At 60.8% G+C, this 19530-nt stretch carries 19 protein-coding genes; 11 read left to right on the top strand and 8 right to left on the bottom strand.

Features of this window, described 5'->3' with window-relative positions:
- Positions 1–62: 62 nt before the first annotated feature.
- From rho to D8U71_RS26605, 3 genes are all read right to left on the bottom strand, one after another.
- Positions 63–1322 (bottom strand): transcription termination factor Rho, encoded by a 1260-nt coding sequence (gene rho / locus D8U71_RS26615; protein WP_003229334.1) that lies wholly within the window; start codon positions 1320–1322, stop codon positions 63–65.
- A gap of 248 nt (positions 1323–1570) precedes the next feature.
- On the bottom strand, positions 1571–1900 hold the full coding sequence (gene trxA / locus D8U71_RS26610; protein ID WP_003206727.1) for a thioredoxin TrxA: 330 nt from the start codon (positions 1898–1900) through the stop codon (positions 1571–1573).
- Between the two features lie 120 nt (positions 1901–2020).
- The gene (locus D8U71_RS26605) at positions 2021–2728 is read right to left on the bottom strand and encodes a FadR/GntR family transcriptional regulator (RefSeq protein WP_073471078.1); all 708 of its coding nucleotides are present in this window, start codon (positions 2726–2728) and stop codon (positions 2021–2023) included.
- A 256-nt stretch (positions 2729–2984) separates the two neighbouring features.
- Here D8U71_RS26605 and D8U71_RS26600 point away from each other — a divergent pair, with 256 nt between their 5' ends.
- The 5 genes from D8U71_RS26600 to ppx all read left to right on the top strand — a co-directional run bounded on the left by D8U71_RS26600 (position 2985) and on the right by ppx (position 7541).
- The gene (locus D8U71_RS26600; RefSeq protein ID WP_016772623.1) at positions 2985–3770 is read left to right on the top strand and encodes a transporter substrate-binding domain-containing protein; all 786 of its coding nucleotides are present in this window, start codon (positions 2985–2987) and stop codon (positions 3768–3770) included.
- 21 nt (positions 3771–3791) lie between these two features.
- Positions 3792–4460, top strand: coding sequence for an amino acid ABC transporter permease (locus D8U71_RS26595; RefSeq protein ID WP_122612308.1), 669 nt, complete (start codon positions 3792–3794; stop codon positions 4458–4460).
- The gene (locus D8U71_RS26590; protein ID WP_016772621.1) at positions 4457–5107 is read left to right on the top strand and encodes an amino acid ABC transporter permease; all 651 of its coding nucleotides are present in this window, start codon (positions 4457–4459) and stop codon (positions 5105–5107) included. The genes D8U71_RS26595 and D8U71_RS26590 overlap by 4 nt, the downstream gene beginning before the upstream one ends.
- Positions 5094–5831, top strand: coding sequence for an amino acid ABC transporter ATP-binding protein (locus D8U71_RS26585; protein WP_007911148.1), 738 nt, complete (start codon positions 5094–5096; stop codon positions 5829–5831). The genes D8U71_RS26590 and D8U71_RS26585 overlap by 14 nt, the downstream gene beginning before the upstream one ends.
- A 207-nt stretch (positions 5832–6038) precedes the next feature.
- On the top strand, positions 6039–7541 hold the full coding sequence (gene ppx / locus D8U71_RS26580; protein ID WP_041476907.1) for an exopolyphosphatase: 1503 nt from the start codon (positions 6039–6041) through the stop codon (positions 7539–7541).
- A 169-nt stretch (positions 7542–7710) separates the two neighbouring features.
- Here the strand turns inward: ppx and ppk1 are convergent, their stop codons facing one another.
- Both ppk1 and hemB read right to left on the bottom strand, forming a co-directional pair.
- Positions 7711–9936 carry a polyphosphate kinase 1 gene (ppk1, locus tag D8U71_RS26575; protein ID WP_016772619.1) on the bottom strand — a complete coding sequence of 742 codons (2226 nt, stop codon included), beginning with the start codon at positions 9934–9936 and terminating at the stop codon, positions 7711–7713.
- A gap of 18 nt (positions 9937–9954) precedes the next feature.
- Positions 9955–10968, bottom strand: a complete 1014-nt coding sequence (gene hemB, locus D8U71_RS26570; RefSeq protein WP_076564508.1) for a porphobilinogen synthase — start codon at positions 10966–10968, stop codon at positions 9955–9957.
- 207 nt (positions 10969–11175) lie between these two features.
- Here hemB and D8U71_RS26565 point away from each other — a divergent pair, with 207 nt between their 5' ends.
- Positions 11176–11835 (top strand): DedA family protein, encoded by a 660-nt coding sequence (locus D8U71_RS26565; RefSeq protein WP_130889087.1) that lies wholly within the window; start codon positions 11176–11178, stop codon positions 11833–11835.
- A 167-nt stretch (positions 11836–12002) separates the two neighbouring features.
- A complete protein-coding gene (gene elbB / locus D8U71_RS26560) occupies positions 12003–12671 on the top strand; it encodes an isoprenoid biosynthesis glyoxalase ElbB (RefSeq protein WP_016772616.1) in 669 nt (222 codons plus the stop codon).
- Positions 12672–12799: 128 nt separating this feature from the next.
- Here the strand turns inward: elbB and D8U71_RS26555 are convergent, their stop codons facing one another.
- The 3 genes from D8U71_RS26555 to D8U71_RS28780 form a co-directional block, all read right to left on the bottom strand.
- The gene (locus D8U71_RS26555) at positions 12800–13255 is read right to left on the bottom strand and encodes a YaiI/YqxD family protein (protein ID WP_130889086.1); all 456 of its coding nucleotides are present in this window, start codon (positions 13253–13255) and stop codon (positions 12800–12802) included.
- Between the two features lie 102 nt (positions 13256–13357).
- Positions 13358–15256, bottom strand: a complete 1899-nt coding sequence (locus tag D8U71_RS26550) for an FTR1 family protein (protein WP_130889085.1) — start codon at positions 15254–15256, stop codon at positions 13358–13360.
- 58 nt (positions 15257–15314) lie between these two features.
- Positions 15315–15446: a hypothetical protein gene (locus D8U71_RS28780; RefSeq protein WP_277419389.1), complete on the bottom strand. Its 132-nt coding sequence runs from the start codon at positions 15444–15446 to the stop codon at positions 15315–15317.
- Positions 15447–15507: 61 nt separating this feature from the next.
- Here D8U71_RS28780 and D8U71_RS26545 point away from each other — a divergent pair, with 61 nt between their 5' ends.
- The 4 genes from D8U71_RS26545 (at position 15508) to lpoB (ending at position 19527) form a co-directional block, all read left to right on the top strand.
- On the top strand, positions 15508–16914 hold the full coding sequence (locus tag D8U71_RS26545) for a hypothetical protein (RefSeq protein WP_130889084.1): 1407 nt from the start codon (positions 15508–15510) through the stop codon (positions 16912–16914).
- 206 nt (positions 16915–17120) lie between these two features.
- A complete protein-coding gene (locus D8U71_RS26540; protein WP_130889083.1) occupies positions 17121–18515 on the top strand; it encodes a hypothetical protein in 1395 nt (464 codons plus the stop codon).
- A gap of 16 nt (positions 18516–18531) precedes the next feature.
- A complete protein-coding gene (locus tag D8U71_RS26535) occupies positions 18532–18903 on the top strand; it encodes a YcfL family protein (protein ID WP_016772611.1) in 372 nt (123 codons plus the stop codon).
- Between the two features lie 36 nt (positions 18904–18939).
- Positions 18940–19527, top strand: a complete 588-nt coding sequence (gene lpoB / locus D8U71_RS26530; protein ID WP_016772610.1) for a penicillin-binding protein activator LpoB — start codon at positions 18940–18942, stop codon at positions 19525–19527.
- Positions 19528–19530: the final 3 nt, after the last annotated feature.

Below are 19530 nucleotides of genomic sequence, written 5' to 3'. Positions count from 1 at the left end.
GATTTTTCGGGGCAAAAAAAACGCCCCCTTGCGGGAGCGTCCTTTGTTGAAACGCCAGCGTATTACTTGCGTTTCATCGACAAGAAGAACTCGTCGTTGGTCTTGGTCGTCTTCAGCTTGTCGACCAGGAACTCGATGGCGGCGACTTCGTCCATCGGGTGCAGCAGCTTGCGCAGAATCCACATGCGCTGCAGTTCGTCGTCGGCGGTCAGCAACTCTTCGCGGCGGGTGCCGGAGCGGTTGATGTTGATGGCCGGGAACACACGCTTCTCGGCGATCTTGCGATCCAGAGGCAGTTCCATGTTGCCGGTACCCTTGAACTCTTCGTAGATCACTTCGTCCATCTTCGAGCCGGTTTCAACCAGCGCGGTGGCGATAATGGTCAGCGAGCCGCCTTCTTCGATGTTACGCGCGGCACCGAAGAAACGCTTCGGCTTCTCGAGGGCGTGGGCATCGACACCACCGGTCAATACCTTGCCGGAGCTCGGGATCACGGTGTTGTAGGCACGGGCCAGACGGGTGATGGAATCGAGCAGGATCACCACGTCTTTCTTGTGCTCGACCAGGCGCTTGGCCTTCTCGATCACCATTTCAGCAACCTGCACGTGACGGGTCGGCGGCTCGTCAAAGGTCGAGGCAACCACTTCGCCGCGCACGGTGCGCTGCATTTCGGTCACTTCTTCCGGACGCTCGTCGATCAACAGCACGATCAGGTGAACTTCAGGATTGTTACGGGCGATGTTCGCTGCGATGTTCTGCAGCATGATCGTTTTACCGGCTTTCGGCGGTGCGACGATCAGACCACGCTGGCCTTTGCCGATCGGTGCACACAGGTCGATCACGCGACCGGTGAGGTCTTCGGTGGAACCGTTGCCGGCTTCCATCTTCATGCGCACCGTCGGGAACAGCGGCGTCAGGTTCTCGAAGAGAATCTTGTTTTTCGCGTTCTCCGGACGATCGAAGTTGATCGTGTCGACCTTGAGCAGGGCGAAATACCGCTCGCCTTCCTTCGGAGGGCGGATCTTGCCAACGATGGTGTCACCGGTGCGCAAGTTGAAGCGGCGGATCTGGCTCGGCGAGACGTAGATGTCGTCAGGGCCGGCGAGGTAGGAAGCGTCTGCGGAGCGCAGGAAGCCGAAGCCGTCCTGGAGAATCTCCAGCACGCCATCACCGGAGATTTCCTCGCCGCTTTTCGCGTGCTTTTTCAGCAGGGAGAAAATCACGTCCTGCTTGCGCGAACGGGCCATATTTTCTATGCCCATCTGTTCGGCCAATTCGAGCAGTTCGGTAATCGGCTTTTGCTTGAGTTCAGTCAGATTCATATAGGAATGACGTAATCATTTATGGAGGGGGGGAAATTAAGCTTTTGGCTTAATGAGGCCGCGCCGCGGAGAAGGCGACAGGATCGCGAACTAATTCGAAAAGGAGTGCGTCGGCGACGGCTAGCAGGGGGCATTGGAGAAACCAGTGCGGGGCCGAATGTACCACCTGAGTTTCGGAGCGTCTAGCCCTGAATACGCAAAAAGCCCCGCGATTTGCGGGGCTTTTTTTCAGCGTTTTACTGCGACGCTCAGATGTTGGCGTCGAGGAACGCCGCCAGCTGCGACTTCGACAGTGCGCCGACCTTGGTCGCTTCAACGTTGCCGTTCTTGAACAGCATCAGCGTCGGGATACCACGCACGCCATGCTTGGCCGGGGTTTCCTGGTTTTCGTCGATGTTCAGTTTGGCGACGGTCAGCTTGCCTTTGTAAGTCTCGGCAATCTCGTCCAGAACCGGTGCGATCATTTTGCAAGGGCCGCACCATTCAGCCCAGTAGTCGACCAGGACAGCGCCTTCGGCCTTGAGTACGTCGGCTTCGAAGCTAGCGTCGCTAACGTGTTTGATCAGATCGCTGCTCATGGAATTCTCCAGGTTGTAAGCAAAAAAACGTGGCCCATCATAGCCGCCCTTCCCTTGTTCAGGAAGCCGCAGATGATTGAGTGTTGCTATGGCCCTTGATGAGTTTGGGTATAGCTCAAGTCACGCCGTGGCGGGAGCGATAAAGGCGATTCCGGTACGCAGGGCGGCGTTGCGCACATGTTCCTGCATGGCTTTTTGCGCTGCTCCCGACGCACGGCGGGCCAGGGCACGGAGGATCTTGCGGTGTTCCTGCCAGGTTTCCATGGCGCGCTCGGCGCGGATGAACGGCAGTTTCTGGCTCTCGAGAAAGATCTCGGCGCTGGCGGTGAGGATGCTCAGCATCGCCTGATTGCCGCTGGCGAGGAGGATGCGCCGGTGAAATTCGAAGTCGAGTTTCGCCGCTGCCTCAAAGTCGCCGAGCTTCAATTGCTCGCGCATGGCCGCAACGTTGTCTTCCAGCGCATCCAGATCGAACGTGCTCAACGTCACCGCCGCCAACCCTGCTGCAAACCCTTCGAGCGCATAGCGCAATTGAAAGATATCCAGCGGTGATGCCTGCGCCGCAAACGACCAGCCTGGCGCGTTGTCGCCGCGCGACAATTCGACCGGCGACTGCACGAACACGCCCTTGCCCGGCTGAATGCTGACCACGCCCAGTGCACTGAGCGACGACAACGCTTCACGCAACGATGCCCGGCTGACGCCCAGTTGCAGTGCCAGATCCCGTTGCGACGGCAACGCATCGCCAGCGCCGAAGCCCTGTTCGGTGATCAGTTTGCGGATCGCTTGCAGCGCCACTTCGGGTACGGCGCGGGAGATCGAATTCATGATGTGCGGACGCGTCAGGGCCAAGGTGCGGCTAGTTGTAAAGCTATTCGTCGAGTCCGGCAAGTCGTGCCCCAGCGGGGTTCGGCGCGTGCAGCCGATGCGCCATCGCAGTGCGAAAACCGAGTTGACTGTTCAGACCAGTAAGACCGAACGAAGCCGCTGCTACTGCGGCCTGCCGGGGCGAAATCCGCCTGTTGGCACGTCCCATGCTCTGTCCGATCACAGCAACCACTTCCCGCCGATCCGGAGATTGTCCATGACCCAGCGTTACAGCGCCCTCCTCGCTTCCCTGTTTGCCGGCCTGCTGCTGTGCCAGGCCCCCGCTCACGCCGACGGTCTGGACGACGTGGTCAAACGCGGCACCCTGAAAGTTGCTGTGCCCCAGGACTTCCCGCCGTTCGGCTCGGTCGGCCCGGACATGAAGCCGCGCGGCCTGGATATCGACACGGCGAAACTGCTCGCTGACCAACTCAAGGTCAAACTCGAACTGACCCCGGTCAACAGCACCAACCGCATCCCGTTCCTCACCACCGGCAAGGTCGATCTGGTGATCTCCAGCCTCGGCAAAAACGCCGAGCGCGAGAAGGTCATCGACTTCTCCCGCGCCTATGCGCCGTTCTACCTCGCCGTGTTCGGTCCGCCAGACGCTGCGATCACCAGCCTCGACGACCTCAAAGGCAAGACCATCAGCGTCACCCGGGGCGCCATCGAAGACATCGAGCTGAGCAAAGTCGCCCCCGAAGGCGTGACCATCAAACGTTTCGAAGACAACAACTCGACCATCGCTGCTTATCTGGCAGGCCAGGTCGATCTGATCGCCAGCGGCAACGTGGTGATGGTGGCCATCAGCGAGAAGAACCCCAAGCGCGTGCCGGCGCTGAAGGTGAAGCTCAAGGATTCCCCGGTCTACGTGGGCGTGAACAAGAACGAAGCGGCGTTGCTGGCCAAGGTCAACGACATCCTCAACACCGCCAAGGCTGACGGCGCACTGGAAAAGAACTCGCAGACCTGGCTGAAAGAGCCGCTGCCGGCCGATCTCTGATCGACTGCGCGGGAGACGTTCATGGCTTATCAGTTCGATTTTTTGCCGGTGGTGGAAAACACCGACCTGCTGCTGCGCGGCGCACTGTTCACCCTTGAGCTGACCGCCATCGGCGCGCTGCTCGGGGTCGGCGTGGGCATTGTCGGGGCGCTGGTGCGGGCGTGGCAGATCCGCCCGTTCTCGGCGATCTTCGGCGTCTACGTCGAGTTGATCCGCAACACGCCGTTTCTGGTGCAACTGTTCTTCATCTTCTTCGGCCTGCCGTCGCTTGGCGTGCAGATTTCCGAGTGGCAAGCGGCGGTGCTGGCGATGGTGATCAACCTCGGTGCCTATTCGACCGAGATCATCCGCGCCGGCATTCAAGCGATTCCGCGCGGGCAACTGGAAGCGGCTGCGGCACTGGCGATGACGCGCTTCGAAGCGTTCCGCCACGTCGTCCTGCTGCCGGCGCTGGGCAAGGTCTGGCCGGCACTGAGCAGCCAGATCATCATCGTCATGCTCGGTTCGGCGGTGTGTTCGCAGATCGCCACGGAAGAATTGAGCTTCGCCGCCAACTTCATTCAGTCACGCAACTTCCGCGCCTTTGAAACCTACGCGCTGACCACCCTGATCTACCTGTGCATGGCGCTGCTGATCCGCCAGTTGCTCAACTGGTTCGGCCGGCGGTTCATTGCGAGGAGCAGCCAATGAGCGATTTCACTTTCTGGGACATCCTGCGCAACCTGCTCACCGGCCTGCAATGGACGCTGGCGCTGTCGCTGGTGGCATTCATCGGCGGCGGCCTCGTCGGCCTGCTGATTCTGGTGATGCGCATCTCCAAGAATACACTGCCCAGCAGCATCGCCCGCACTTGGATCGAGCTGTTTCAGGGCACGCCGCTGCTGATGCAGCTGTTTCTGGTGTTCTTCGGTGTGGCGCTGGCCGGGATCGAGATTTCGCCGTGGATGGCCGCCGCGATCGCTTTGACCTTGTTCACCAGCGCCTATCTGGCGGAGATCTGGCGCGGTTGCGTCGAGGCCATTCCCCACGGTCAGTGGGAAGCCTCGTCGAGCCTGGCGCTCAATCCGCTGGAGCAATTGCGCTACGTGATTCTGCCGCAAGCGCTGCGCATCGCCGTGGCGCCGACCGTGGGCTTCTCGGTGCAAGTGGTCAAGGGCACAGCGGTGACCTCGATCATCGGCTTCACCGAACTGACCAAGACCGGCGGCATGCTCGCCAACGCCACGTTCGAACCGTTCATGGTCTACGGCCTCGTCGCCCTCGGCTACTTCCTGCTCTGCTACCCCTTGTCCCTCAGTGCGCGCTACCTGGAAAGGAGACTGCATGCCTCTGCTTAGAATTTCCGCCCTGCATAAATACTACGGCGATCACCACGTACTCAAAGGCATCGACCTCAGCGTCGAGGAAGGCCAGGTCGTGGCGATCATCGGCCGCAGCGGCTCGGGCAAATCGACTCTGTTGCGCACACTCAACGGCCTGGAGTCGATCAACGACGGCGTGATCGAAGTCGACGGCGAATACCTCGACGCCGCCCGCGCTGATCTGCGCAGCCTGCGACAGAAGGTCGGCATGGTCTTCCAGCAGTTCAACCTGTTCCCGCACCTGACCGTCGGGGAGAACGTCATGCTCGCGCCGCAAGTGGTGCAGAAAGTACCCAAGGCCAAGGCTGCCGAACTGGCGCGGGAAATGCTCGAGCGAGTCGGGCTCGGGGAAAAATTCGATGCCTTCCCGGATCGCCTGTCCGGCGGGCAGCAACAGCGGGTGGCGATTGCCCGGGCCTTGGCGATGTCGCCGAAGGTGCTGCTGTGCGATGAAATCACTTCGGCACTGGACCCGGAACTGGTCAATGAAGTGCTCAGCGTGGTTCGGCAACTGGCCAAGGAAGGCATGACGCTGATCATGGTCACCCACGAGATGCGCTTTGCCCGGGAAGTCGGCGATAAATTGGTCTTCATGCACCATGGCAAGGTGCACGAGGTGGGCGATCCGAAGGTATTGTTTGCCAATCCGCAGACGGCGGAGCTGGCGAACTTTATTGGCACGGTGGAGGCGACAGCCTGAAGATTTTCTGAGGCAGTGATGCCCTCTTCGCGAGCAGGCTCGCTCCCACAGGGGAATGCGCTCATCTGTGGGAGCGAGCCTGCTCGCGAATGGCCGCGCCGCGATCCCCAGACTTTCTGCGCTGAATCAACGGTTTGAACCATGCGCGTTGGCGCCAGCGTTTGATCGTGGCACGATGTCGGGGTTATCGACCGAGACCCCCTGACCATGCCGCAATCCCAAGCCAAGAATCTGTCCCTGATCGCCGCAATCGACCTGGGCTCCAACAGCTTTCACATGGTCGTGGCCAAGGCCCAGAACGGCGAAATCCGCATTCTCGAGCGCCTCGGCGAGAAGGTGCAACTGGCCGCCGGCATCGACGATGCGCGCCAGCTCAACGAAGAATCGATGCAGCGCGGCCTCGATTGCCTCAAGCGCTTTGCCCAACTGATCAACGGTATGCCGCTCGGTGCCGTGCGCATCGTCGGCACCAACGCCCTGCGTGAAGCGCGCAACCGTGGCGAATTCATCCGCCGCGCCGAGGAAATCCTCGGCCACACGGTAGAAGTCATCTCCGGCCGTGAAGAAGCGCGCCTGATCTATCTCGGCGTTTCGCACACACTCGCCGATACCCCAGGCAAACGTTTGGTCGCCGACATCGGCGGCGGCAGTACTGAATTCATCATCGGCCAGCGCTTCGAGCCGTTGCTGCGCGAAAGCCTGCAAATGGGCTGCGTCAGTTTCACCCAGCGCTACTTCAAGGACGGCAAGATAACCCCGGCCCGCTACGCCCAGGCCTACACGGCGGCGCGCCTGGAGATCATGAGCATCGAGCACGCCCTGCATCGCCTGACCTGGGATGAAGCCATTGGCTCCTCCGGTACGATTCGCGCCATCGGTCTGGCCCTGAAGGCCGGCGGCCACGGCAGCGGCGAGGTCAACGCCGAAGGCCTGGCGTGGCTCAAGCGCAAACTGTTCAAGCTGGGCGACGCCGACAAGATCGATTTCGAAGGCATCAAGCCTGACCGCCGCGCGATCTTCCCGGCGGGCCTGGCGATTCTCGAAGCGATCTTCGACGCCCTCGAACTGCAACGCATGGATCATTGCGAAGGCGCGCTGCGTGAAGGCGTGCTCTACGACCTGCTCGGCCGCCATCATCACGAAGACGTGCGCGAACGCACCCTGACCTCGCTGATGGAGCGCTATCACGTCGATCTGGAACAGGCGGCGCGGGTCGAGCGCAAGGCCCTGCACGCGTTCGATCAGGTCGCCGTCGACTGGGAGCTGGATGACGGTATCTGGCGCGAACTGCTCGGCTGGGCGGCGAAAGTGCACGAAGTCGGCCTCGACATCGCTCACTATCACTACCACAAGCACGGTGCCTACCTGATCGAGCACTCCGATCTGGCCGGCTTCTCGCGAGAAGATCAGCAGATGCTCGCGCTATTGGTGCGCGGGCACCGGCGCAATATTCCCAAGGACAAGTTCGCCGAATTCGGCGATGACGGCATCAAGCTGATTCGCCTGTGCGTGCTGCTGCGGTTCGCCATTCTGTTCCATCACATTCGCGGAACCCAGGCGATGCCGCAGGTGGCGCTGCATGCCAATGGCGATCATCTCGATGTGGAATTCCCGGAGAACTGGCTGGATGAAAATCAGCTGACCCAGGCGGATTTCGGGCTTGAGGCGGACTGGTTGACGCGGGTGGGGATTGTTCTCACGGTGCATTGACACTGATTGTGGCGAGGGGATTTATCCCCGCTGGCCTGCGCAGCAGGCCCGATTTTGACTCAAGGGGTTGCTTCGCGCCCAACGGGGATAAATCCCCTCGCCACAGGTCGGACTCAGTGTAGGCACAAAAGGCGATCCCAAGGGATCGCCTTTTTTATTGGGCTGACGGTCAGCTGCTCACCGGCAAGATCGGGCTGCCCAACCGCTCCAGCAACGTCGCCTGCGCACTGCGCGGGTTCTGGTTGCCGGTGGGTGTGTTGCGAATGTAGCGGCCGTCCGACTGCAGACTCCAGCTGTGGGTGTTGTCGGTCAGGTACAGCTCCAGCTCCTTCTTGACCCGAGTCAGCAATTTCTTGCCTTCCACCGGGAAGCAGGTCTCGACGCGCTTGTCGAGGTTGCGCTCCATCCAGTCGGCGCTGGAGAGGAACATCTGCTCGTCGCCGCCGTTGAGGAAGTAGAACACCCGCGTGTGCTCGAGGAAGCGGCCGATGATCGAGCGCACATGAATGTTGTGCGAAACCCCAGCGATGCCCGGACGCAGGCAGCACATGCCGCGCACCACCAGATCGATGCGCACGCCGGACTGGCTGGCCTTGTACAGCGCGCGGATGATCTTCGGATCGGTCAGCGAGTTGAACTTGGCGATGATGTGCGCCGGTTTGCCTTCGAGGGCGAACTGGGTTTCGCGGGCAATCATGTCGAGCATGCCCTTCTTCAGGGTGAACGGCGCATGCAGCAGCTTTTTCATGCGCAGCGTCTTGCCCATGCCGATCAACTGGCTGAACAGTTTGCCGACGTCTTCGCACAAAGCGTCGTCGGAGGTCAGCAGGCTGTAGTCGGTGTAAAGCTTGGCGTTACCGGCGTGGTAGTTGCCGGTACCGAGGTGCGCGTAGCGGACGATTTCGCCAGCCTCACGGCGCAGGATCAGCATCATCTTGGCGTGGGTTTTGAAGCCGACCACGCCGTAGATCACCACCGCACCGGCCGCTTGCAGACGGCTGGCCAGTTGCAGGTTGGATTCTTCGTCGAAGCGCGCGCGCAGCTCGATCACCGCAGTGACTTCCTTGCCGTTACGCGCGGCATCCACCAGCGCATCGACGATCTCGGAGTTGGCGCCGGAGCGGTACAGGGTTTGCCGTACGGCGAGCACGTGCGGGTCTTTCGCGGCCTGACGCAGCAGGTCGACCACCGGGGTGAACGACTCGAACGGGTGCAGCAGGAGGATGTCCTGCTTGCTGACCACACTGAAGATGTTTTCGCTGTTTTGCAGCAGTTTCGGGATCTGCGGGGTGAACGGCGTGTATTGCAGCTCCGGATGGCTGTCCAGACCGGTGATGCTGAACAGGCGCGTCAGGTTGACCGGGCCGTTGACCTGATACAGCTCGGTCTCGCTCAGGTTGAACTGCTTGAGCAGGTAGTCCGAGAGGTGTTTCGGGCAGGTGTCGGCGACTTCCAGACGCACCGCGTCACCGTAGCGCCGCGAGAACAACTCGCCACGCAGAGCGCGGGCCAAGTCTTCGACGTCTTCGGAATCGAGCGCCAGGTCGGCATTTCGGGTCAGACGGAACTGGTAGCAGCCTTTGACCTTCATGCCCTGGAACAGGTCATCGGCGTGGGCGTGGATCATCGACGACAGGAACACATAGTTGTCGCCGGCGCCGCCGACTTCTTCCGGCACCTTGATGATCCGCGGCAGCAGACGCGGCGCCGGAATGATCGCCAGACCGGAGTCGCGACCGAAGGCGTCGATACCTTCGAGCTCGACGATGAAGTTCAGACTCTTGTTCACCAGCAGCGGGAACGGGTGCGTCGGGTCGAGGCCGATCGGGGTGATGATCGGCGCGATCTCGTCGCGGAAATAGCGGCGGACCCAGGTCTTGAGCTTGGTCGTCCAGTTGCGCCGACGGATGAAGCGCACCTGATGCTTTTCCAGCTCCGGCAGGAGGATGTCGTTGAGGATCGCGTACTGGCGGTCAACGTGACCGTGAACCAGTTCGCTGATCCGCGCCAGCGCCTGATGCGGCTGCAAGCCGTCAGCGCCGGCCTGTTCGCGGGCAAAAGTGATCTGCTTTTTCAGCCCGGCGACGCGGATCTCGAAGAATTCGTCGAGGTTGCTGGAGAAGATCAGCAGGAACTTCAGTCGCTCCAGCAACGGGTAGGACTCGTCCAGCGCCTGTTCCAGCACGCGGATGTTGAACTGCAATTGCGAAAGCTCGCGGTGGATGTACAGGCTGCTGTCATCCAGGCCGGGAATGGCGATCGCCGGTACCGCCACAGCGGTTTCGGCAACCGGCGCGGGTGGCGCAGGCTCCAGTTCCGGCGGGGTTTCGGTGATTTGCTCGACCACCGGCTGAGCTTCTTTTACGGCAACTTCAGTGAGTCCTTCGGTATTCATGGAATGTTCCTGGGAGGGCTATTTCTGCTCTCGTAACAATTGAGCGGCACGAACGGCAAAGTAAGTCAGGATGCCATCTGCACCGGCACGTTTAAAGGCGGTCAGTGACTCGAGGATCACCGCTTCGCTCAACCAGCCATTCTGGATAGCGGCCATGTGCATGGCGTATTCGCCACTGACCTGATAGACGAAGGTCGGCACCTTGAAGGCATCTTTGACGCGAAAAAGAATGTCCAGGTAGGGCATGCCCGGCTTGACCATGACCATGTCCGCACCTTCGGACAAGTCGGCACCGACTTCGTGCAGCGCTTCGTCGCTGTTGGCCGGGTCCATCTGATAAGAAGCCTTGTTGGCCTTGCCGAGGTTCGACGCCGAACCCACAGCATCGCGGAAAGGCCCGTAGTAGGCGCTGGCATACTTGGCCGAGTAGGCCATGATGCGCACGTTGACGTGACCTGCAATTTCCAGGGCCTCACGAATCGCCTGGATGCGACCGTCCATCATGTCCGACGGCGCCACCACCTGCGCGCCGGCTTCGGCATGGGACAGCGCCTGACGCACCAGCGCATCGACAGTGATGTCGTTCTGCACGTAGCCGTCTTCGTCGAGAATGCCGTCCTGACCGTGGGTGGTGAACGGATCCAGCGCGACGTCAGTGATCACCCCCAGCTCCGGGAACCGCTCACGCAAAGCGCGAGTGGCGCGCTGGGCGATGCCTTCGGGATTCCACGCTTCGGCAGCATCGAGGGATTTCAGTTCAGCCGGCGTGACCGGGAACAGCGCCAGCGCCGGAATGCCCAGCTCGACCCATTTCGCCGCTTCTTCAAGCAGCAGATCAATGGTCAGTCGCTCGACGCCCGGCATCGAGGCCACGGCTTCGCGGCGGTTTTCACCGTCGAGCACGAACACCGGCAGGATCAGGTCATCGACCGTCAATACGTTTTCACGCACCAGGCGCCGCGAAAAATCATCACGACGATTGCGGCGCAGACGAGTGGCTGGGAACAGACGATTGGCGGGGGTAAAGCTCACGGCAGACTCCTGAGCCCGGGCAAACGGGCGAGCGTGACAGTTATAGACGGCCATTATGACTAACAGATGACTGTTATGTGTGCTCTGTGACAGGTAGCCGCAATCCATTGTCGATGTAGGAAATGTTCACGTCGAGACACATTTGGACACTTTCATGAATGTGCCCGAAGGGTTAGGCTGCGCGTTCATTTCGCCAGCACCCAGACAATGCTCCAACAATTTCTGCACGACTTTGGCTACTTTGCCTTGTTTCTCGGCACGTTCTTCGAAGGCGAAACCATTCTGGTGCTCGCAGGCTTCCTTGCGTTCCGTGGATACATGGACATCAACCTGGTGGTGGTCGTGGCGTTCTTCGGCAGTTATGCCGGTGATCAGCTGTGGTACTTCCTGGGGCGCAAGCACGGGCGCAAATTGCTTGCGCGCAAACCGCGCTGGCAGATGATGGGCGACCGCGCACTGGAGCACATCCGCAAACATCCGGACATCTGGGTCCTGAGCTTCCGCTTCGTTTATGGCCTGCGCACCGTGATGCCGGTGGCGATCGGCCTGTCCGGTTATCCACCGGGACGTTACCTGCTGCTCAACGGCATCGGCGCGGCGATCTGGGCCACCGCCCTGGCTGCGGCGGCTTACCACTTCGGCGCAGTGCTGGAAGGCATGCTCGGCAGCATCAAGAAGTACGAGCTGTGGGTGCTCGGCGCCTTGCTGATCCTCGGCCTGGGCCTGTGGCTGCGGCGCCGCTTCAAGAATGCGCAACTGGCGAAGAAAATCTATCAGGACGAGCAGCTCGCCAAGGCCGCCGAGGCAGAGCAGTTGCGCCAGGCCGAAGCGACCCCTCCTCCCGGCCCGAAAACGCCAGCCGAATAAGCCATTCGCTGGCGGCTGCCACGCGCAGCCCAGGCAAATAATGAACACCCCGCCGCCGTTGCGATCCATTGAGAGAGCGCTCTGCCCCCGCGCGCGTCAGCCATGCCCCTATGGCCACGCGCGACGATTTGAGGGACATTGAGCGCCATGAATCTGGAGAGAAGCCCATGAGCAAAAAAGTTGCAGTGATCCTGTCCGGCAGTGGCGTGTACGACGGCGCCGAAATCCAGGAAAGTGTCATCACCCTGCTGCGCCTCGACCAGCGCGGCGCACAGGTGCAGTGCTTCGCGCCAAACATCGCGCAATTGCATGTGATCAACCACCTGACCGGCGAAGAAATGCCGGAATCGCGCAACGTGCTGGTGGAATCGGCGCGCATTGCCCGGGGCAACGTCAAGGATATCCGCGACGCCGACGTCGAAGACTTCGATGCGCTGATCGTGCCCGGCGGCTTTGGCGCGGCGAAGAACCTGTCGAACTTCGCCATCGAAGGCGCCGGCTGCACCGTGCAACCCGAAGTGCTGGCCCTGGCCGAAGCATTTGCCGAAGCGGGCAAACCGGTCGGGCTGATCTGCATCTCCCCGGCGCTGGCGGCGAAAATCTATGGCCCGGGCGTGACCTGCACCATCGGCAACGACGCCGACACCGCTGCGGCCATGAACAAGATGGGCGCCACCCACGAAGAGTGCGCCGTCACCGAAATCGTCGAAGACAAGGCGCGCAAACTGGTCACCACCCCGGCGTACATGCTGGCGCAGACCATCAGTGAAGCGGCTTCGGGGATCAACAAACTGGTCGACCGCGTGCTCGAACTGACTCACGAAAACGACGCTTGATCCCTAGCCGTAGTTGAAACCAAATGTGGGAGCGAGCTTGCTCGCGAATGCGTTGTATCAGCCAACATCAGGTTGTATGACACACAGATTTCGCGAGCAGGCTCGCTCCCACAGCGATTGTGCAAGACTCAGGGCTTGCGGGTGAGCCGGGTCAGAATCCGGTCCAGCGCATTGGCAAACGCCTGCTTTTCACGCTCGCCAAACGGCGCCGGGCCGCCGCCCATCTGGCCCTGCTCCCTGAGATCGGTGAACAGATTCCGCACCGCCAGCCGCTCACCCATGTTCTGCGCATCGAACTCCTTGCCGCGCGGATCCAGCGCCGCCACGCCCTTCTTCACCAGCCGATCGGCCAGCGGAATATCGCTGCAGATCACCAGTTCGCCCGGCACGGCGTGCTCGACCAGATAATCATCCGCCGCATCCGGCCCGCTCGGCACCACAATCAATTTGACGATGGCCAGCCCCGGCTTGATCTGTGGCTGCCCGGCCACCAGCACTACTTCGAACTGGCGCTTTAACGCAAATTTCACCACCAGATCCTTCGCCACCCGTGGACAGGCGTCGGCATCGATCCATACACGCATGTTCTTGCCTCCAAAAAATTCGCGAGCAGGCTCGCTCCCACAGGATACATACCGAACCTGTGGGAGCGAGCCTGCTCGCGAATATGAGCGCAGCGAATGCCTTTATGCAGCCGAAACCCGACGCTTCTCCGCCACCCAACTGCGCCCATACAGCACAGCAATCGCCACAATCGCCACCACCTGCGCGGTCAGCGAATAGGCATCGGCATGGATCCCCAGCCAGTCGAATTCAAAGAACGCCACTGGCCGTGTGCCGAAGATCCCGGCTTCCTGCAAGGCCTTCACGCCATGCCCGGCAAACACCACCGACAACGCGCACAACAGCGCGGCGTTGATGCTGAAGAACAGCGTCAGCGGCAGTTTCGCCGAGCCGCGCAGGATCACCCAGGCCAGACCGACCAGCAGCACCAGCGCCGTCGCACCGCCGGCCAATACGGCGTTGTGCCCGGCAGGCCCGGCCTGCAGCCACAGAGTTTCGTAGAACAGGATCACTTCAAACAACTCGCGATAGACCGAGAAGAACGCCAGGATCGCAAAACCGAAACGACCACCGCCGCCGACCAGGCTGCTCTTGATGTAATCCTGCCAGGCCGCCGCGTGACGGCGGTCATGCATCCACACGCCGAGCCACAACACCATGACGCTGGCAAACAGCGCGGTGGCGCCTTCCAGCAACTCACGCTGCGAACCGCTGACGTCGATCACATACGCCGCCAGCGCCCAGGTACCCAGACCCGCCAGCAAGGCCAGACCCCAGCCAACGTTGACACTGCGCACCGCTGACTGCTGGCCGGTGTTGCGCAAGAAGGCGAGGATCGCCGCCAGCACCAGAATCGCTTCCAGGCCTTCGCGCAGCAGAATCAGCAGGCCGGAAATGTAGCTCAGCGACCAGCTCAGGCCGTCGCTGCCCAGCAGGCCGGCGGATTCCTTGAGTTTGGCCTTGGCCGCGTCGAGACGCTGTTCGGCCTGTTCGACCGGCAGACCGTCCTGCAGCGACTGCCGGTAAGCCATCAGCGATTTTTCGGTGTCCTTGCGCACGTTGGCATCGACGTTGTCCAGCGAGCTTTCGACCAGCTCGAAGCCTTCCAGATACGCCGCTACCGACAGGTCATAGGCCTGATCATGTTCACCAGCGCGGTAGGCCGCGAGGCTCTTGTCCAGCGTGGCGGCGGTGTAATCGAGCAACTGCGCCGGCCCGCGTTTGACCTGCGGTGGTTGTGCGCGCTGGGCACGGAACGTCGCCGCGACCTCTGCGCCCTCCGCCGCCTGTACTTCGGCCGGGGTCTGCCGGGCCAGGTCGGCGATGTTGTAGACCTTGTCGGACTTGGCGGCCGCCGCATCGGCACTGAAGCCGGCGATGTAGGTGGCCAGATCCCAGCGCTGGCGATCATCGAGCTGATCGGCAAACGCCGGCATGTCGGTGCCTTCGACACCCTGGCCGAGGGTGCTGTAGATGGCGTACAGACTCAGGTGATCCATGCGCGCAGCGTCGCGCAGGTTGGCTGGCGCAGGGATCAGACCGACGCCGGCCGGGCCGTCGCCGGCACCTGTATCGCCGTGGCACACCGAGCAGTTCTGCGCATACAACGGCGCACCGCGTGTCGGGTCCGGGGTGATGATCGGTGCTTGGCTGACTTCATAAGCCACCGCCAGTTTCGCCCCCAGCTGTCGGGCCTGACGGGCGACATCAGCACCGTCCTGCTTCGCAGTGATGGCGGCGTGCAAAGACTCCACGCCCTGTTCCAGCGCGGCTTTTTCCGGTTTGGCCGGTAATGCAGTGATCAAGCCTTGCAGAACCTGAGTGAATTCCAGCTGCTCGCGGTACTCGCCATCGTCGATGACTTTGCCTGCCGCGACCGTTGGCGGGTAATCGGCACTGATGTAATCGAGCAGGTGCAACGCTTGCGGCGCGCCTTCCACGGTATCGGCCAGCAGCGGCAGGCTGCTCAGGGACAATAACGGGAACAGCAGCCAGGCCAGCAATCGGGACGAGGCAGTCATGAACGAATCTCAAATGGAAATGCGAAGTTACATATTGTTCACTTCGAAGACATTTCTCTCAAGCTTTGTCGGCGTTTCGCTTTGATTGGCCGGAAATACCCGGCAGACGGCAGTAGCGTTTGTCGCCGAGTATTGCCGCACTATCCGCTGCCGATTGAGCCTCGACACGTTCGATCAAGATCACAGCCATTTGCCATCATCCACTTTATACTGCCCGCCCCAGAGCATTTGCGCGCAAGGAATCAACCTCAATGCGGAGTCTTCCGTTCGTTTTGCTGCTTTGCGTCGCTGTTCAGTTGAGCGGTTGTGCCGCCTATCGCAACTACGACCTTGAAATGCAGCAGACCACCGAGCAAATGACCCGGGGCAATCTGACCGGGGCTCTGGCACTGGTGGAAATGAACAACCCGTGGGAAGACAAGGATCTGCTGTATTACCTGGAAAAAGGCGCGATCCTCAGCGCTGGCAGTGCCCTGCCCGACAGCCAGGACGCTTGGCGCAATGCCGACCGGATGATCTTCCAGCGCGAGGAAGCCAACCCGTCCGGCGCGATGAAATTACTGGCGCGTTTCGGTGATGAAATGGGCACGATGCTGGTCAACGACAAGCTGCGGCGCTATGAAGGCTACGATTACGAAAAGGTCATGTTGACTACGCAAATGGCCTTGAACCAGCTATCCGACAATGACTTTGCCGGCGCCCGCGCAGACATCAGGAAAACCCACGAACGCGAAGCGTTGATCGCCCGCCAGCGTGAAAAGCAATACGAAGCGGCCGAGGAACAGGCAAAAGCTCAGGGCAAAATTCTCCATTACAAAGAACTGGAAGGCTACCCGGTCGCCTTGCTTGATGCGCCGCAGGTCGTTGAGCTGAAAAACGGCTATCAGAGTGCGTTCAGCCACTATCTGGCCGGATTCACCTATGAAGCCCTCGGCGAACGCGCCCTCGCGGCGGCCGGTTATCGTCAGGCGATCGAACTGCGGCCGGACATGCCCTTGCTGCAAAAGGCCCTGCGCAATCTCGACAAACCGCCAGCGAACGCCGATGAAAGCGATGTGTTGCTGATTATCCAGAGTGGCCTGGCCCCGGCTCGCAGCTCAGTGCAAGTGCCGATCCCGGTTCGTCTGAACGAAACGCTGGTCATCATCGCGCCCATTTCATTCCCGGTGATGCTGCCGGACGCAGTTACGCCCAACTTCAGCCACATCACCGTAGACGGTCGCAAACAGCCGTTGGTAGTGATCAACAGTGTGACTGACATGTCCATGCGCACACTGCGCGACGACATGCCGCAAATCATCTCGCGGGCGATGTTCCGCGCCAACATGGCCGCCATCGGTCAAGCGCAGGAAAACGAGCGCAACCCGGCGAAAGCCTCGTTGATCGTCACTCAGCATGATCCGTTCGAAGAAGCCGACACCCGCACATGGCGAGCGTTGCCGGACAAGACTCTGGTCGCCCGCCTGCGCTTGAAGAAAGGCCTGCATACCTTCCGTTTTGCGCCTGCGTCCATCGACCACCCTTTTGAAATGCGCGTCGACCAGGACCGCCAGATTCTGCACCTGCGGGTATTCCGGGATCAGGTCTATACCGTCGGCTCAGCCTTTGTACCGAATCAAAAACCCGCTTCGGATAAACCCGCTTCTGCGGAGAAGTGATGGCACCACATCTGAAAATGCACCCAAAAAGCTATTACATAGCCATCACGCCACGTTTATAATGCCGCGCCCTCGCCCAGCGAGCCGGCATCAAAAGCTCCTCACCCATGAGGAATTGGCAGGAGGCCAGCGCCGCCGTCGATAGGTCACACCAGCCCGACCAGCACACGCGGCTGCAAGTTTTGTTACTCAGGGAAGAAGTACCCATGGCATTCCGCGCTTCCATGCTGCTCGCGCTCAGCGCTGTCACGCTGTTGTCCGGCTGCGCAGCGTTTCGCAACTACGATTCCGAACTGGCCCAGACCAATCAGCAACTGGCATCCGGCAACGTCGACGCCGCGCTGACTCTGCTGGAAAAGAACAACACCGGCACCGACAAAGACCTGCTCTATTACTTCGAGAAAGGCGAACTGCTGCGCGCCAAGGGCGACCTGTCAGGCAGCCAGAACGCCTGGGGCAGCGCCGATCAGGTGGTCGGCCAGTGGGAAGACGCGGTCAAGCTCGATTCGGCCAAGTACCTGGCGCAGTTTGGCAGCTTCATCGTCAACGACAAGGTGCGTCGCTACGAAGGCTATGACTACGAGAAAGTCATGCTGACCACGCAGATGGCCTTGAACCTGTTGGCGGTCAACGATTTCGATGGCGCCCGCACTGCGATCAAAAAGACCCACGAACGTGAAGCAGTGATCGCTGACTTGCGCGACAAGGAATACCTCAAGAGCGAAGAACAGGCCGAGAAAGAAGGCATCAAGACCCAGTACAAGGATCTGCAGGGTTATCCGGTGGCCAGCCTCGACGCACCGGAGGTGGTCGGCCTGAAAAACAGCTACCAGAGTGCGTTCAGCCATTACCTGGCCGGTTTCGTTTACGAAGCCCTGGGCGAGAAGGATCTGGCCGCGCCGGGTTATCGCAAGGCTGCCGAATTGCGCCCGAACACGCCGCTGCTCGAGCAGGCGCTGGTCAATCTCGACAAGCCTTCCAAATCCGATGACAGCGACATTCTCATCGTCGTGCAGAGCGGTCTGGCCCCGGCCCGCGACTCGATTCGCGTACCGCTGCCGCTGCCGATTTCCAACAACGTGGTGATCACCCCGCTGTCGTTCCCGATCATCAAACCGGACACCTCCACCGCGCCGTTTGCGCAGATCGGTGTCGACGGCAAGCAAGTCGACCTGACCGCGCTGAACAGCACCACCGCCATGTCCCGCCGCGCTCTGCGCGATGACATGCCGGGGATCATCGTGCGCACCACCGTGCGCGCAATCACCAAAGGCGTGGCGCAAAAGCAGATCAACGAAACCAACCCGCTGGCCGGTCTCGCCGTGGGGATTTCTTCAGCGGTGCTCGAAGGTGCCGATACCCGTACATGGCGCACCCTGCCGGACAACACCCAAGTGGTGCGTCTGCGCCTGAAAAAAGGTGAGCATCAGGTTACCCTGCCGAGCGCCGTCGGCGGCTCGGTGGTCAAGGTCACTGTCGACCAGCGCTACCAAGTGATCAGCCTGCGTGCCGTGGGCAACCAGGTATTCGCTGGCGGCATCGCTGCTCACGTAATGCCGAGCGCTGCCGCGACCAACGTCGCCAGCCTCAAACAACCTTAAGAACGGAGTCTTTGCAATGCGCTTGAAGATCATCGCCGTTGCCGCCCTCGCCTTGCTGGCAGGCTGCGCCACCCCGCCACCGCCGGAGCCGGGCAGCGCCGCGAGCAAAGTCGTGGCCATGGGCCCGCAGAAACACATCGTCGTCGGCGCCATGCGCGTGGCTCGTGAAAACGGCTTCATGACCGTCAACGTGCAGTTGAGCAACACCCTCAACAGCAACAAGATTTTCTACTACCGCTTCGCCTGGCTTGGCGCCGAAGGTTTCCCGGTTGCTGAAGAAGAAGTGTGGAAAAGCCAGATGATGTACGGCGCCCAGACCAGCTTCATTCAGGCCATCGCGCCGACCCCGAAAGCCGTGGATTTCCGTCTGGAAATCAAGACGCCTTAAGCCCGCCACCCTATTTCTGATTGAGAGAGCTTTCTCATGTTTGCACGCTTTTCCTGCATCGCCGTCATCGCCCTGCTCGCCTCCGGTTGCGCCAACACCTCGCCGACCCTGGGCAGCAAGAACATCAGCTACGGCGACACCAAGGCTGTTGAAACCGTGACCAACGAATTCGGTTCGACCGACCTGCAAATGATCGCCGAGTCGATGACCCGCTCGCTGGCTCAGTCCGGCATTCTGCAGGGCCGTCCGGTGGTTCAGGTCTACGATGTGAAGAACAAGACCAGCGAGTACATCGACACCCGCGAAATCACCACCAGCATCAAGACTCAGTTGATGAAGACCGGTGTTGCGCGCTTCGCCAGCGACAACAATGCGATGCAGAGTCAGGTTGACCAGCTCAAGCTGCAAAACCAGAGCGGCCTGTACAAGAAAAGCACCGTGGCCAAGACCGGCAACATGGTTGCCGCCAAGTACCGCATCGAAGGCTCGATCAGCTCGATCGTCAAGCGCAGCAGCGACTACAAGGACGTCTTCTACAAATTCAGCCTGCAGTTGATCGACGTCGAAAGCGGTCTGGCCGAGTGGATGGATGAAAAAGAGATCCGCAAAACCACGGAGCGTTGATCG

The sequence above is a fragment of the Pseudomonas sp. Sample_21 genome, assembly GCF_004307525.1.
Lineage (GTDB): Bacteria > Pseudomonadota > Gammaproteobacteria > Pseudomonadales > Pseudomonadaceae > Aquipseudomonas > Aquipseudomonas atacamensis.
Note: the sequence above shows the minus strand (reverse complement) of the source record. Positions and strands in the feature narration are given on the sequence as shown.

Excerpts from the sequence above, each read along its gene's own strand:
- D8U71_RS26535 (WP_016772611.1), top strand. The coding sequence starts at position 18,532 with ATGCGCTTGAAGATCATCGCCGTTGCCGCCCTCGCCTTGCTGGCAGGC.
- D8U71_RS26590 (WP_016772621.1), top strand. The coding sequence starts at position 4,457 with ATGAGCGATTTCACTTTCTGGGACATCCTGCGCAACCTGCTCACCGGC.
- lpoB (WP_016772610.1), top strand. The coding sequence starts at position 18,940 with ATGTTTGCACGCTTTTCCTGCATCGCCGTCATCGCCCTGCTCGCCTCC.
- elbB (WP_016772616.1), top strand. The coding sequence starts at position 12,003 with ATGAGCAAAAAAGTTGCAGTGATCCTGTCCGGCAGTGGCGTGTACGAC.
- D8U71_RS26600 (WP_016772623.1), top strand. The coding sequence starts at position 2,985 with ATGACCCAGCGTTACAGCGCCCTCCTCGCTTCCCTGTTTGCCGGCCTG.
- D8U71_RS26545 (WP_130889084.1), top strand. The coding sequence starts at position 15,508 with ATGCGGAGTCTTCCGTTCGTTTTGCTGCTTTGCGTCGCTGTTCAGTTG.
- D8U71_RS26550 (WP_130889085.1), bottom strand. The coding sequence starts at position 15,256 with ATGACTGCCTCGTCCCGATTGCTGGCCTGGCTGCTGTTCCCGTTATTG.
- rho (WP_003229334.1), bottom strand. The coding sequence starts at position 1,322 with ATGAATCTGACTGAACTCAAGCAAAAGCCGATTACCGAACTGCTCGAA.
- D8U71_RS26540 (WP_130889083.1), top strand. The coding sequence starts at position 17,121 with ATGGCATTCCGCGCTTCCATGCTGCTCGCGCTCAGCGCTGTCACGCTG.
- trxA (WP_003206727.1), bottom strand. The coding sequence starts at position 1,900 with ATGAGCAGCGATCTGATCAAACACGTTAGCGACGCTAGCTTCGAAGCC.
- D8U71_RS26565 (WP_130889087.1), top strand. The coding sequence starts at position 11,176 with ATGCTCCAACAATTTCTGCACGACTTTGGCTACTTTGCCTTGTTTCTC.
- D8U71_RS28780 (WP_277419389.1), bottom strand. The coding sequence starts at position 15,446 with ATGGCTGTGATCTTGATCGAACGTGTCGAGGCTCAATCGGCAGCGGAT.
- ppk1 (WP_016772619.1), bottom strand. The coding sequence starts at position 9,936 with ATGAATACCGAAGGACTCACTGAAGTTGCCGTAAAAGAAGCTCAGCCG.
- D8U71_RS26595 (WP_122612308.1), top strand. The coding sequence starts at position 3,792 with ATGGCTTATCAGTTCGATTTTTTGCCGGTGGTGGAAAACACCGACCTG.
- D8U71_RS26605 (WP_073471078.1), bottom strand. The coding sequence starts at position 2,728 with ATGAATTCGATCTCCCGCGCCGTACCCGAAGTGGCGCTGCAAGCGATC.
- ppx (WP_041476907.1), top strand. The coding sequence starts at position 6,039 with ATGCCGCAATCCCAAGCCAAGAATCTGTCCCTGATCGCCGCAATCGAC.
- D8U71_RS26585 (WP_007911148.1), top strand. The coding sequence starts at position 5,094 with ATGCCTCTGCTTAGAATTTCCGCCCTGCATAAATACTACGGCGATCAC.
- D8U71_RS26555 (WP_130889086.1), bottom strand. The coding sequence starts at position 13,255 with ATGCGTGTATGGATCGATGCCGACGCCTGTCCACGGGTGGCGAAGGAT.